Below are 13,973 nucleotides of genomic sequence, written 5' to 3' on the forward strand. Positions count from 1 at the left end.
GGATTGATCGGAGGATTGTGCCTGCCTGTCTCGGCGATGACAACCGCAAACACGACAGGCGGCGTCGTCGCCTCGGCACAGTATTCCCTCGATGGCGTGCAACTGGCGCAGACCGATCTGACGCTGCAGGGCGATTCCGCCGATCTCAGCTACGGCCCCGTCACGGAAGCTGTCGAACAGCCGGCCGTAACGCCGATCAAGCCGCCGACACGCATTGCGCTGCTGCTGCCCACGCTGTCCGATTCGCTGAAACAGGTCGCCAACGCGGTGCAGGCCGGTTTCACGGCCGCCTATCAGTACGAGCCTGCAAACATCACCGTCAACCTGATCGAAACCGGCGATGCCGCGCAGGACGTGCTCACCGCCTATCAGCAGGCGGCAGCCGACAACGACATCGTGGTCGGCCCGCTGACGCGCAGCGGTGCGACCGCCATCGTGCAGAACCATGCCGTCATCAAGCCGACCATCGCGCTGACCCAGCTGGATGCTGCCGAATCGGGGCCGATCTCGTCCAACATGCTGATGATGGGCCTGTCGGTGGAAGACGAGGCGCGCCAGGATGCGACATGGATGTCGGTCGGCCAGCCGCATGGATTGCGGGCCATGGCGATTTCGACATCCGTCTCGTGGCAGCGTCGCGCTGCCGGTGCGTTTGCCGCCAAGTGGCAGGCGCTCGGCATGCGATCGGATACGGTCGAACTGGAAACCGGCAGCGGCTTCATCAGCGCCAACGGCCTGCTCGAATTGCGCAAGCGCATCCAGTCCGAGCAGCCCGCGCTGCTGTTCCTCGCGCTCGATGCGGCGCAAGCCATCCAGTTGCGCATGGCGATCGGCAATGACGTGCCGATGGTCGGTACTTCGCAACTCAATCCGGTCGCACTGGACGACTGGCCGAACGCCACCCGCCTGAACGATCTGGAAGGCGTGATGCTGGTCGACGTGCCGTGGCAACTGCAGCCGGATCATGCCGCCGTGATGGCCTATCCGCATCTGCCGCCCAACCCTGATCAGCGCCGCAGTCCCGACATCGAACGGCTGTATGCGCTCGGCATCGACGCCTATCGCGTCGCTCACAACCTCGCGCTGCAGGAAGACGACTTCCAGCTCGACGGCGTGACAGGCCGCCTGGCGATCCGTTTCGGCAACGGCCGCACTTCCTTCGACCGCATCATGCCGACGGCGGTTTACCGTGATGGCATGGTGCAGCCGCTGGCGACGCCGGTTACGCCGTAACCGGCGCGTCATCAAAGCCACGTAAGCTGTGCCGCTATCGAATTTCCTTCGTCCGCGTACGGCAAGGCAGGATGCCGGCCAGCGCGGAGAAGATGCGGCGTGCGATTATCTTCGACAGCGCGGCCTGGCACTGGTCGAGCGCAATTTTCGCTGCAAGGGCGGCGAGATCGATCTGGTCATGCAGGAGGGTGACGTGCTGGTTTTCGTCGAAGTGCGCCTGCGCGCCGATCGCAGCCATGGCGGTGCGGCCGCCAGTGTGACGCCGGCCAAGCAGCGCAAACTGATTCTCGCCGCCCAGCATTATCTGCAGCGTTACCGGATGCCGCCGGCTTGCCGCTTCGACGTGATCGCAATCGACGGCAATGAAACGGCATGGATCCGGGATGCGATTGTCACGTGAGCAGCTTGAGCCATTTGCGCTTCGATCCGGTTTTGTAAAGATTGGTAACGGTTTGTACATGATGGCTGCTCTATAATCCGGTACACCATGAATACGCAACGCATCCTCAGTCATTTCCACGAAAGCGCCGAATTGAAGATCCAGTCGGCGGCGCAACTGTCGCATGCGATCGAAGAGGCGGTGGAACTAATGTTTGCCGCTCTGTCTAACGGAAGCAGGATTCTCGCGTGCGGCAACGGCGGTTCGGCCGCCGATTGCCAGCATTTTTCGGCGCAGCTGGTCGGCCGCTTCGAACGCGAACGATTGCCGCTGCCGGTGCTGGCGCTGACGACCGATACCTCGATACTGACTGCCATCGGCAATGACTACAGTTATCAGGAAATCTTCAGCAAACAGGTACAGGCCTTCGGCCAGCCCGGCGACGTGTTGCTGGCGCTGTCGACATCCGGCAATTCGGCCAACATCGTCGCGGCCATCGATGCTGCGCTGGAGCGCGACATGCGCGTCGTGGCGCTGACCGGAAAAGGCGGCGGCGCAATCGGCAAACTGCTTACCGACGCAGATGTTCACATCTGCGTTCCCCATGACCGCACGGCCCGTATCAAGGAAGTGCATTTATTGACCTTGCATTGTCTGTGCGACGGCATTGACGTTGCACTCTTCGGAGGAGATGAACATGATTGACCTGAATCGTTACTTTGTCGCGGCACGCCGCCCGCTTGCGCTGGCATTGATCGTCGGTGCTGCAACCGTCAGTTTGCAGGGCTGTTTTGCCCTCGTGGCCGGCGGCACGGTGGCGGGTACGCTGGCCGCGACCGACCGTCGCACGCTGGGTGCGCAAACCGAAGACAAGGCGATCGTGGTCAAGGGCGAAAGCCGCATTCCTGGCGTGGCAGGGCCGAACGATCACGTCAACGTGACGGCTTTCAATCGCAAGGTATTGCTGACCGGCGAGGTGCGCGACGAATCGGCGAAGGCCGCAGCCGAGCGTGAAGCCGCTTCCATCGAAGGCGTGCAATCCGTCGTCAACGAGCTGGCGATCCTCGGCCCCTCCAGCTTCACGTCGCGTTCGAACGACGCGCTGATCACCGGTAAGGTCAAGGCTTCGTTCGTCGATGACAAGGCGTTGTATTCGAACGCATTCAAGATCACGACCGAGCGCGGTATCGTCTACCTGATGGGTCGTGTGACGCAATCCGAAGGCGACCGTGCGGCCGAGATCGCGCGTGGTGTCAGCGGCGTGGTGAAGGTCGTCAAGATCTTCGAATACATCAGCGACGAAGAATATCGCCAGCTGACGACGACGCCGGATACGTCGAACAAGCCGAGCACGCAGCAGTAAGCCCAAGGCCCGGAGAAACGAAAAGACCGCACATTGTGCGGTCTTTTTTCATGGCGGCCGGATGCCTTCCGGCTATCTGACTATAATGGGGCGCATCTGCCTTCCGACCCGGATTTCGAACATGTCAGCTTCCATCGCTTCCCGCAGCTGGTTCAGGATTCTGCTGGCGCTTGTCGTCGCGGCGATCGCTGCCGTCGGCTATCTGTCGGTAACGAAGAAGGAAACGATCCCGGACGTGACCTTCGTCGACCTGCAAGGGCAGAAGATCACCTCGCAGGATTTGCGCGGCAAGGTGGTGATGATCAATTTCTGGGCGACGTCCTGCACGACCTGCGTGAAGGAAATGCCGGAGATGGTCGATACCTACAACAAGTACAAGGCAGCCGGCCTGGAATTCATCGCGGTGGCGATGGCCTACGATCCGCCAAACTATGTGCTGAATTTCGTCGAGACGCGCAAGCTGCCGTTCACGGTGGCGCTGGACACACAGGGTGGCCTGGCGAAATCCTTCGGCGATGTCCAGTTGACGCCAACCACGCTGGTGATCGACAAGCGCGGCCAGGTGCTCAAGCGCTACGTGGGCGAACCGGATTTTGCGGCGTTGCATCGCCTGCTGGAAAAGGAACTGGCGGCCTGATCGTCAGCTGTTCGGCCGGACTTCATTCGGTCGCTTTCCCATCTTTATTTCATCGCCGCCTTTGTTTCATCGCGTCTTCATCACGCATTGCGTCGTTCGCTTCAACGCTTCCGGCCGCCGCTGACGCGCTCGATGCCGGCCAGATCCTGCCAGCTTTGCACTTCCTCGAACCCCGCTGCCGTCAATAGCTGACGCACGGCGGCCGACTGGTTGTATCCGTGCTCCATCAGCAGCCAGCCGTTTGCCTGCAGATAGTCGCCTGCATGGCGGCACAGCGTGCGCAATGCCGACAGTCCGTCTGCATGGTCGGTCAGTGCATCGATCGGCTCGAAGCGCAGATCGCCCTCGGAAAGATGGGTATCGCCGGCGACTATATAAGGCGGATTGGAAACGATCAGGTCGAAGCGTTCGTCGGTTTGCAAGGCAGAAAACCAGTCGCTCTGGCGGAAGCGGACGCTGCAGCGATTGCGTTCGGCGTTTTTTCGGGCCACGGCCAGCGCTTCTTCGCTGATGTCGAGTGCGGCGACGCTGGCATCGGGACGCGTGTGCGCAATGGCGACGGCAATGGCGCCGGAACCTGTTCCCATGTCGAGCACGCGGCCGCCTTGCGGCAGGCGCTGCATCGCCAGTTCCACCAGCAGTTCCGTTTCGGGGCGCGGAATCAGTACGGAAGCATTCACGCAGAACGGCAAGCCGAAGAATTCGCGCTCGCCGATCAGGTAGGCGACCGGTTCGCCGGCAATGCGACGTGCCACTAGTTCGTTCAGGCGCGCCGCTTCTTCATCGGTCAGCGTACGTTCGGATTGCGTCAGCAGCTGCACATGCGACAGCTGCATCACATGCTGGACCAGCATGCGCAGTTCGAGCCGGGGCAGCGCGGTACGCACGCCGTGCAATACGCCGGCCAGCGTCTCGCCGCTCCGGAAGACGGATGACGGCATGGATCAGCGGCTGCGTTGCAAGGCGGTGCGCAGCAGCACGACGGCGAAGATGGCGTACCAGACCAGCGTCCATTGCGGCAGCGACAGACCCAGTATCGGTGCATATTCGGTCGCGCACAGGCCGTCCGCCTTGAACAGGAAAGGCAGCCAGTCGGCGAACGGCAGGCGGTTCATTGCCGTTTCCAGCGGATCGATGCCGCAGGAAACCGTCGGATGCGCCTTCACGTACAGATGCCAGCCGGCGATGCCGGCACCGGCCATCGAAGCGAATGCGGCCAGTAGCGCACCGACCTTGACGGCGGCGCGCGGTAGCCAGGCGACGACGAGACAGATGATGGCGATGGCGGCGAAGGCATAGCGCTGCATCACGCACAGCGGGCAGGGCAGCATGTCTTCGAAGAATTGCAGATACAGCGCGATGCCCAGCAGCGCGATCGAAATGAAGGCGATGCTGAGCAGGGTTGTGCGGTAATTGTTCATGTCCGGCTTTCGAAATGCGATCGTGAAAATGAAATCGATGGATGAACGGCGTGGCGGAAGCCTACAGTAATTCCGTTCAGGCCGCTTCAGCCAGCGAGGCCAGCAACTCGGCCTGGTGTTCGGCCGCCAGTGCATTGGTTAGTTCCGTCAGGTCGCCGTCCATGATGAAGTCCAGCTTGTAGAGCGTCAGGTTGATGCGGTGATCGGTCATGCGGCCCTGCGGGAAATTGTAGGTACGGATGCGTTCGCTGCGGTCGCCGGAGCCGATCAGCGATTTGCGTGTGGCCGCTTCCTTCGATTGCTGTTCGCGCAGTTGTATGTCCTTGATGCGCGCGGCCAGCACCTTCATCGCCTGCGCCTTGTTCTTGTGCTGGCTACGGTCGTCCTGGCATTCGACGACGATGCCGGTCGGAAGATGTGTGAGACGCACGGCCGAATCGGTCTTGTTGATGTGCTGGCCGCCGGCGCCGGAGGCGCGGAAGGTATCGATGCGCAGATCGGCCGGATTGATATCGACATCCTCGACCTCGTCGGCTTCCGGCATCACCGCGACCGTGCAGGCCGACGTGTGGATGCGCCCCTGGGTTTCGGTGACGGGCACGCGCTGCACGCGATGGCCGCCGGATTCGAACTTCAGTTTCGAATAGGCACCGTGGCCGATGATACGTGCGATCACTTCGCGGTAGCCGCCGAGCTCCGATTCTGAGGCGGAAACGATCTCGACCTGCCAGCGATTGCGTTCGGCAAAGCGTGTGTACATGCGCAGCAGGTCGGCGGCGAACAGCGCCGATTCGTCGCCGCCGGTACCGGCGCGGATTTCGAGAAAGATGTTGCGTTCGTCGTTAGGGTCTTTCGGCAGCAGCATCATCTGCAGGTCGTGTTCGAACTGTTCGATGCGCGCTTTCGCGTTCGAGATTTCTTCCTGTGCGAATTCCTTCATGTCCGGATCGGACAGCATGCCTTGCGCGGCTTCGATGTCGTTGCCGGCCTGCTGGTAATCCTGATACAGCGCGACCAGCGGGCCGAGTTCGGCATGTTCGCGCGTCATCTTGCGATAGTTGTCCATGTCGGACGTCGCGTTTTCCTGTATCAGCAGCAGGTTCAGTTCGGCCAGGCGTTCCGTCAGCTGGTCGAGTTTGGCAAGCATCGATGGTTTCATCTTGATAGCGAATCGAAAAAATCGGGAGAGGAGGCCGCATCGCAGGGCGATGCGGCGAGCGGATGCTGCATGCGAATCATGCAGCGGCGACAGGGCGTCGCTAGCGTTTGGTGCGGAACAGTTGCGGCAGCAGCGAGGCCAGGCGTGCGCGTTCGTCACCCTGTGCATGATGCAGCGCCTGTTGCGGACCGTGCAGGAACTTGGCGGTCAGGCCTTTCGACAAGGCTTCGAGAACGGCATCGACATCCTCGCCCTTGGCAAGCAGCTTGCGGGCGCGATCGAGTTCGGCCATTCGCATCGCTTCGCTGGTTTCATGCAGATCCTGGATCAGCGGTACGACGGAGCGCGAATCGACCCAGTGCATGAACGACTGCACGCGGGTTTCGATGATGGCTTCGGCCTGTGCCACGGCAGCCTGGCGATTTTCGACGCCGGTCTGCACGAAGGTGCCGAGATCGTCGACGGTGTACAGATAGGCGTCGTTCAGGCGACCGATTTCTTCCTCGATGTCGCGCGGCACGGCCAGATCGACCATGAACATCGGTTTGTGACGGCGCGTCTTGATTGCGCGTTCGACCATGCCGAGGCCGATGATGGGCAGCGACGAGGCGGTCGACGAAATGACGACGTCGTACTGCGCCAATTGGTCCGGCAATTCTGCCAGCCGGATCGCGCGGCCGTTGAGGCGGTGTGCGAGCGCTTCGCCGCGCTCCTGTGTGCGGTTGGCGATCGTCAGCGATTTCGGATTTTGCGCGGCGAAGTGCGTGGCACACAGTTCGATCATTTCGCCGGCGCCGATGAACAGCACGTGCTGCTCGGACAGCTTGTCGAAGATGCGCTGCGAAAGCCGCACAGCGGCAGCCGCCATCGACACGCTGTGCGCACCGATCTCGGTCGTGCTGCGCACTTCCTTGGCAACGGCGAAGGTGCGCTGGAACATCTGGTGCAGATAGGTGCCGAGCCCGCCGGCCGCTTCGGCCTGGCGCACCGCATCCTTCATCTGGCCGAGAATCTGCGGCTCGCCCAGCACCATCGAATCGAGTCCGGAGGCGACGCGGAAGGCGTGGCGCACGGCGTTGTCCTGCGGCAGCGCGTACAGATACGGCCGCAGTTCGGGATAGGAGAGCTTGTGATAGTCGGCGAGAAAATGCGCGGTCAGGTCGAGCGCTTCGTCGATGCCGCCGGGCACGTCGCTGGCCGCATACAGCTCGGTGCGGTTGCAGGTCGACAGGATGGCCGCTTCGTCGCTGTAGGCCTTGCTCAGGCTGCGCGCATACCACGAGCGTGCGGAGGCCACCGCCTGACCGAGCTGGTCGGCGGGAAAAGCGACCTTTTCGCGCAGGGAAACCGGCGCGGTAGTGTGGTTGATGCCGACGGCGACGAGTTGCATTTTTTGCACAAATATTCAGCGCATGAATAGCACATTATTATAGCCTGACGGCCCGTTTGCCAAGGGCGCAGGCTGTTTGGCCGGCTACGCGATCTGGCAGCAGGGAAGCGCCAGCGTGAATGTCGTGCCTTCGCCGAGCTGGCTGGTGCAGGCGATGCTGCCCTGATGCCGCTCGACCACGGTTTTCACGAAGACCAGGCCCAGGCCGACGCCGTCGTGCCGGGCGCGTGTCGAAGTTTCCGCGTGCTGGAAGCGCCGGAACAGCTTGACCTGATCGGCCGGCGCGATGCCGTAGCCATGATCGCGTATCGCGCAGGCGACGTGCGGCTGGTCGTTGCGCTGTTCGGTCCAGACCGTGCAGACGATGTTCGTGTGTTCGGGACTGTAGTTGATGGCGTTGGACAGCAGGTTGTTCAGCGCGCGCGTCATCAGCGTGCGGTCGACGTTGACCGGATAGTTGCCTGCCTCGCCTTCGACCTGCACCACGATATGCTTGCTTTTCGCCAGCGACCAGATTTCGTCGGCGGCATCGAACAGCAGGTCGTGGAAGTCGACGATCTCCAGCCGGTATTCGTGCGATTCGGCACGCGCCAGCTGCACGAAGTTGTCTGCCAGACCGAGCGTCTTGCGCGATGCCTTTTCGATGCGTGCGAAGAATTCTTCCTGCGGCAATGCCGACGATTCCTCGTTCTGCAGTTCCAGCAATGCAAGGATGGAAGCCTGCGGTGCACGCATGTCGTGCGACAGAAAGCGCAGCGTTTCATCCCGGCTGCGTTCGGCGGCACGGATGGCGGAGATATCGATGATGTTGACGATCCAGCCGATCAGCTGGCTGGATGACGCATAGCACGGTGCACTCTTGATCAGCAGGTCGCGCCCTTTCGGATCCTGCACCGAGACGCCGTTGGAGAAAGCATCGGCGTATTTCGGATCGAACAGCTCCGTCCATTCGAACGATGACATGACCGATTGGTCCAGCGGTTGCGGCGCGTTCAGATGCAGCAGCAGGTGATGGATGCACAGGCCGATGACATCGTTGAAGCCGACCGAGCGGTAATAGTCGGTCGCATGCTTGTTGGCCAGCAGCACGCGGCCTTCCATCGTGGTGATCAGCGTGGCATCGGGCAGGCTGTTCAGGCTGTCGGAAACGAACTGACGCAGGTCGCGCACGCGCCGTGTTGCCTTCTCCATGGCGATGATCCGCTGTTCGAGCACGTCGGCGATTTCTTCCTGTTGCGATGCATTACGTTCTTCCGGCAGTAGATGCGGTTCCTTGTCGAGGCGAATGAATTCCTGTCCCAGATAGGTGATGGCCGCTTCCAGCCTGCGCCAGCTCCACAGCGGGTAGGACAGCATCAGCACGATGATGGCGGCCGACGGCGCCATCCATACGTCCATGTGCAGGCCGATGCAGCTGGCGATCAGCGTCGCCGCCAGGCAGCCGCCGGTCGCCAGCAGCGACATGCGCGGTGACAGGGCCAGATAGCCGAACAACACCAGCAGCACGGGCAGGGCATTGAACAGGGCAGTCTGCCAGGGCAGCGCAATCACGATGCGTTTTCCGTTCAACAGACTGGCGAGCACATGCGCATTGATCTCGATGCCGGGCATCGCGCCCGACGAACCCGAAACAGGCGTGGGATAGGAGTCGGCCATGCCGAGCGCGGTGGCGCCGACCAGCACGTACTTGTCGGTGAAGAATGTATCCGGAACTTCGCCGCGCAGTACCGACACGTATGGTACCGACTGGAAGTGGCCGATGCCGCCTTTGAACGGAATGTGGATCTGGTCGTCGCGCTGCCAGTCGTCCGGACGATCGGCATGCAACTTCACGGGCGCTCTGGTGGCGGACATGTCTTCGCCGCGCCCGGTGGCGAGCAGCGCAGCGGCGAAATGCGGCCACCATCGGCCGTTCTGTCCTTCACGCAGATAGACGCTGCGTACGACCCCGTCGCTGTCGTGCTCCAGATCGATGTGGCCGAGTGCGTGTGCGGCTTGCGCCAAGGCCGGAATCGGCGTGCTGATCATCAATCCCTGGCCGGCGCTTGACATCAACGCCGGCAGCACCGTGCGATCGTTTTGCCGGATCGCTTTGACCAGTTGTGCATCGTCATCGTCGTTACCGGTTTTTCCGGACTCCGCTTCCGAAAGAATGATGTCGAGGCCGAGCGCGCGCGGATGCGCATGATTGATGCGGTCGACCAGTTGCGCATGCAGATGGCGCGGCCACGGCCAGCGCCCGAGCTGGGAAATGCTGTAGTCGTCGATGGCGACGATGATGATGTCGTCGCGTGCCTGGCTGTTGTTGAAGGACAGGAAGAAGTCGTAGATCGATTGATCGAGACGCCCCAGCCCGTTCTGCCAGCCCAGTGTCGCCGCCAGCATCAGCAGGCCGACGAACAGCATCAGCCATTCGCGCAGGGCCAGTCGTCGCACGAAGGGGGAAAGCCAGCGTGTGTTCATGCAGGCGATCTGCGCTTAGCGGGAAGCGTTATGCGTCGACTGGCCGGGACGCAGCGGATGGCCATCGTTGATGATCCACTGATCGGTGACGATCATGCTTTGCGGATACGAGAAGGTGCGGGTGCTGCCATCTTCGTTGACGCGCTGGACGCGTGCGTAATAGGTACCGAATGCCGGTCGCGGAAAGCGCGCTTCCGTGCCCGTTACGGTGGTCGAATAGATGAGCCAGCTGAATTCTGCATCGCGCGCGACCTGGATGTTGTATCGCGCATCGGCCACGCCTTGCCAGCGCAGGATGAGTTCGCCGGGGTCGCTGCTGGCGACGGCGGGCGCCGGTTGCGGAGGTTCGTTGATTGCCGCAGCACTGCGATTGCGGATCGAGACGGCGACGACACGCGGCAGGCCTTCCAGACCGAGTACATCGATGGCTGACAGGCGGGCGAAATAATGGCCTTCGGCGATGTTGTCGAGCGGGATGCTGGTCGTGTTGGCGGTGGCTTCCGCCAGCAGGTTCAGCATCTCGGCGTCCTGCGCCAGTTCCACGTGATAGCCGCGCGCGCCGCTCACCGGTTTCAGCGTGAACTGTGCCGCGCCTCCCTGCCGGTAAGGCATGTCGCTCAATTGCGGTGGCGGCAGCAGATCGATGGCGGGGCCGACATTGCTGCTGTTGATGATGTTGCCTTTGGCGGGCGGCAGCAGACGCGTTTCCTGGGTACGGGAAGAGCTGGTGGCGACATGTCCGTCGAGTACTTCGGTCGATGCCCTGGTGCCGTCGTAGTTGGCGCGGAAGTAGGTGCCGCGCACGCCTGCGACCGACAGCGGCGTACGGACTTCGTAGCGGCCCTTGTTGGTATCCAGCGGCGAGACGCGCGACAACACGCGGCCGCGCAGCAGCGTGACTTCGACGCGTGGGCTGCCGGTGTATAGGGCGCGACGCAGTTTGGTCATCTGCATGCCGCTGTTGGAAGGCAGCGAGATGCGCGAGGCGTCCGGCAGTGAAATCGTCAGGAAACTGTTGATGCCGGTCTGGATCTTCATGCCTTCGACGATGCGGCTGCCCACGTTGAGCAGGCTGCTGCTGCCGTCGGGGTAGGTGGCGGTGATGGCGCCGTTGCGGGCGATGACGGTGGCTTCGCTGGGCTCGTCGGTCAACAGGTCGGCGGGAATGGCGATGCCGGCGCCGATCGGGATGCTGGTGTCCTGGGAGATGCGATTGATATCGCCGAGCGCAGCCCAGTTCGCAGCCTTGGCGGTGAAGCGGTGCGCGATCGATATCAGCGTATCGCCAGCCTGTGCATAGTAGACGATGCCGGATGGGTTGACGGCGATGCTGCCGGGTGTCTGCGCGGCAGAACCCGACCAGGCGCACGGCAAGCCGAACGCCAGCACTGCAACGAGAATCAGTTTATGGAGGGTGATGCGCATCTGTCCTCTCCGCGCAACCCTGTAAGGCGCGACTTGCTAACCTGTCATCTGCTCCAGCCGGTAGCCGTAGCTGTACACCGGAGCCAAGCGGAAACCATGTTCCGGGCGCAATTGTAACTTGCTGCGTACGCGCGAAACATGCGTGTCCATCGTCCGCGACGGAATTTCGACATCGCGCGCCCATACCGCTTCCAGAATGTAGGCACGCGACAACGGACGGCCCAGGTTGCGGAAGAACAGCAGCGCGAGATCGAATTCCTTCTGCGTTACTTCGACTGGCGTGCCGGATACCGTCAGGCGGCCGGTGCGCGCTTCGAATACGTAATTGCCGAACTGGATCTGCTCGATCGGGTTCTGGCTCGGGTAGGCGCGTCGCAACAGGGCTTGCACCCGTGCCAGCAGTTCACCGCGCCGGATCGGCTTGATCATGTAATCGTCCGCGCCTGCGGCCAGGCCGGCAACGATGTCGTCTTCGCCCGAGCGGCTGGTCATGAACAGCACCGGCAGGTTGGTCGGCAATTTCTCGCGCGCCCAGCGCAGCACATCGGCACCGCTCAAGTCGGGGACCTGCCAATCGATGATCAGCATGTCGAAGCTCTCACGGCGCAACTGGTTCAGCAGTTCTTTCCCGCTCTGGAACGGATGACAGAAGTGACCGGCTGCATTCAGCACCTGACAGACTAAATCTGTCTGGCTGCGGTCATCATCAAGTACGGCAATTCGCATATTTTTGACGCTTGATCAGCAGGTAGTACATCGTGGTCCTAATTTAACAAACTATTCCCGCGCTGAACCTTCGACAGTTGCGATGTGACAATATTTCACAAATCCGAGAGCTATATATCGGATTTTTATGGCTTTTTCGCATCATGTCGGTGTTTGGCTTACTTTGTTTGCTGACAAAATTTACCGGGTCCGATATCTCTTCGCATAAGGAAAAGGCAAGATTGTCTGTACTTTTCTTGCCGATCCGCCTGCATGATCATGCAGTTTGTTGGTAATTTAACTACAAGCTCTGTGGACTGCTGCCGGATTTCACATTGTTTTGCAAATTCGCTTGTCAGGAAACGCGGCATCAATTTTTCCTCGTTTCATTGGGCGATTGAGTTTGTAAACGGCAAAAATCTCCGGAAATTTAGACAAGGAATTTCACGATTTATCCCGCTGTTGGCGGCTGTGATGCGCCAAAACAAAAAAGCCCCATGCTCAATCGCATGGGGCTGTGCGCAGGGATGGCCTTGCTGGCTGGACGGTTGCTTCAAACCGGGAATCTGTCGACATCCATGATCGCCTGCGCAAATGCTGCGGGCGCCTCCTGCGGAAGGTTGTGTCCGATGCCGCCGGTAATCAGGCGATGCGCATAAGGGCCGGAGAATTTCGCCGCATAGGCAGCCGGTTCCGGATGCGGGGCGCCATTGGCATCGCCTTCCATCGTGATGGTCGGAATGGCGATGGCCGGGCGTTGCGCGAGCACGGCTTCCAGGCGGTCGTATTTCGCTTCTCCTTCGATGAGACCTAGTCTCCAGCGGTAATTGCTGATGGCGATGGCGACCTGGTCCGGATTGTCGAGAGAGGCGGCGGAGCGGTTGAAGGTGGCGTCGTCGAATGCCCATTTCGGGGAAGCCAGTTCCCAGATAAGACGCGCGAAATCGTGCGTGTAGGCCCGGTAGCCTGCCTCGCCGCGTTCGGTGGCGAAGTAGTACTGATACCACCATTGCAATTCGGCTTTCGGCGGCAGCGGCTTGCGGTTGGCTTCCTGCGTGCCGATCAGGTAGCCGCTGACCGATACCATCGCCTTGCAGCGCTCCGGCCACAGGACGGCCAGCGTATTGGCGATGCGCGCGCCCCAGTCGAATCCGGCGATGATCGCCTTCTGAATGTGCAGCGCATCCATGAAGGCCAGAAGGTCGACGGCAAAGACGGACTGCTGGCCGTTGCGCAACGTGTTTTCGGAGAGAAAGCGCGTGGTGCCGTAACCGCGCAGATGAGGAACGAGAACGCGGTATCCGGCTGCCGCCAGAATGGGCGCAACGTCGACGAAACTGTGGATGTCGTATGGCCAGCCATGCAGCAGGATGACGGGCGGCCCGTCTGCCGGGCCGTCTTCCGCATAGCCGACATCGAGCAGGCCGGCCCTGATTTGTTTCAACGATGCGAAAGAGGTGTGGCCGCCTGCCTTGCGAGCGGTTTGAGCGGGAGAACTCAGCGCGGCTCCGGCATGGCTTGCCAGGCCCATCTGCGCGGCGGCCAGGCCCAGGGCGGCGGTATTGAAGAATCGGCGGCGATGCTGGTTGATCGGTTCGGACATGTTTTGCTCCACGGTACGGATGGGCCTGCTTCAGGCCGTTTAAAGGGCGCTGCCAGCGTCGCAGCGGTCGGTATCGAAAGTCTCGTCAACGGTTTCGTTGTGGACAGATGGATTTATACCGAAGCCGTTCGCGGTGTTTGTGTCGGAATGTATCCGTCGTTGCGACAGATACATAACATTGCATTTTTGTCGTTT

13 protein-coding genes are annotated in these 13,973 nt (G+C 61.3%); 5 read left to right on the forward strand and 8 right to left on the reverse strand.

The annotated features are described in order from the left end of the window. The first annotated feature begins 36 nt into the window (after nucleotides 1-36). From IEV40_RS12765 to IEV40_RS12785, 5 genes are all read left to right on the forward strand, one after another. Nucleotides 37-1,233, forward strand: coding sequence for a penicillin-binding protein activator (locus IEV40_RS12765; protein WP_229724102.1), 1,197 nt, complete (start codon nucleotides 37-39; stop codon nucleotides 1,231-1,233). Between the two features lie 28 nt (nucleotides 1,234-1,261). Further along, a complete protein-coding gene (locus IEV40_RS12770) occupies nucleotides 1,262-1,633 on the forward strand; it encodes a YraN family protein (RefSeq protein WP_188422272.1) in 372 nt (123 codons plus the stop codon). A gap of 87 nt (nucleotides 1,634-1,720) precedes the next feature. After that, on the forward strand, nucleotides 1,721-2,317 hold the full coding sequence (locus tag IEV40_RS12775; protein WP_188422274.1) for a phosphoheptose isomerase: 597 nt from the start codon (nucleotides 1,721-1,723) through the stop codon (nucleotides 2,315-2,317). Then, complete coding sequence (locus tag IEV40_RS12780; RefSeq protein ID WP_188422275.1) at nucleotides 2,310-2,975, forward strand: BON domain-containing protein; 666 nt, start codon at nucleotides 2,310-2,312, stop codon at nucleotides 2,973-2,975. The genes IEV40_RS12775 and IEV40_RS12780 overlap by 8 nt, the downstream gene beginning before the upstream one ends. A 121-nt stretch (nucleotides 2,976-3,096) precedes the next feature. Continuing rightward, on the forward strand, nucleotides 3,097-3,612 hold the full coding sequence (locus IEV40_RS12785; RefSeq protein ID WP_188422277.1) for a TlpA disulfide reductase family protein: 516 nt from the start codon (nucleotides 3,097-3,099) through the stop codon (nucleotides 3,610-3,612). Between the two features lie 101 nt (nucleotides 3,613-3,713). Here the strand turns inward: IEV40_RS12785 and prmC are convergent, their stop codons facing one another. From prmC to IEV40_RS12825, 8 genes are all read right to left on the reverse strand, one after another. Beyond that, a complete protein-coding gene (prmC, locus tag IEV40_RS12790) occupies nucleotides 3,714-4,553 on the reverse strand; it encodes a peptide chain release factor N(5)-glutamine methyltransferase (RefSeq protein ID WP_188422279.1) in 840 nt (279 codons plus the stop codon). A gap of 3 nt (nucleotides 4,554-4,556) precedes the next feature. After that, nucleotides 4,557-5,033 (reverse strand): disulfide bond formation protein B, encoded by a 477-nt coding sequence (locus tag IEV40_RS12795; RefSeq protein WP_188422281.1) that lies wholly within the window; start codon nucleotides 5,031-5,033, stop codon nucleotides 4,557-4,559. Nucleotides 5,034-5,109: 76 nt separating this feature from the next. Then, nucleotides 5,110-6,192, reverse strand: coding sequence for a peptide chain release factor 1 (gene prfA / locus IEV40_RS12800; protein ID WP_188422283.1), 1,083 nt, complete (start codon nucleotides 6,190-6,192; stop codon nucleotides 5,110-5,112). A 100-nt stretch (nucleotides 6,193-6,292) separates the two neighbouring features. Further along, a complete protein-coding gene (gene hemA / locus IEV40_RS12805; protein ID WP_188422285.1) occupies nucleotides 6,293-7,582 on the reverse strand; it encodes a glutamyl-tRNA reductase in 1,290 nt (429 codons plus the stop codon). Between the two features lie 84 nt (nucleotides 7,583-7,666). Further along, nucleotides 7,667-10,045 carry a CHASE2 domain-containing protein gene (locus tag IEV40_RS12810; RefSeq protein WP_188422287.1) on the reverse strand — a complete coding sequence of 793 codons (2,379 nt, stop codon included), beginning with the start codon at nucleotides 10,043-10,045 and terminating at the stop codon, nucleotides 7,667-7,669. Between the two features lie 15 nt (nucleotides 10,046-10,060). Further along, nucleotides 10,061-11,470: a FecR domain-containing protein gene (locus IEV40_RS12815; protein ID WP_188422289.1), complete on the reverse strand. Its 1,410-nt coding sequence runs from the start codon at nucleotides 11,468-11,470 to the stop codon at nucleotides 10,061-10,063. Nucleotides 11,471-11,506: 36 nt separating this feature from the next. Next, nucleotides 11,507-12,196, reverse strand: coding sequence for a response regulator transcription factor (locus IEV40_RS12820; RefSeq protein WP_188422291.1), 690 nt, complete (start codon nucleotides 12,194-12,196; stop codon nucleotides 11,507-11,509). Between the two features lie 532 nt (nucleotides 12,197-12,728). Continuing rightward, complete coding sequence (locus IEV40_RS12825; RefSeq protein WP_188422293.1) at nucleotides 12,729-13,778, reverse strand: alpha/beta fold hydrolase; 1,050 nt, start codon at nucleotides 13,776-13,778, stop codon at nucleotides 12,729-12,731. Nucleotides 13,779-13,973 lie beyond the last annotated feature (195 nt).

The organism is Oxalicibacterium solurbis (genome assembly GCF_014635845.1).
Classification (GTDB): Bacteria; Pseudomonadota; Gammaproteobacteria; order Burkholderiales; family Burkholderiaceae_D; genus Oxalicibacterium; species Oxalicibacterium solurbis.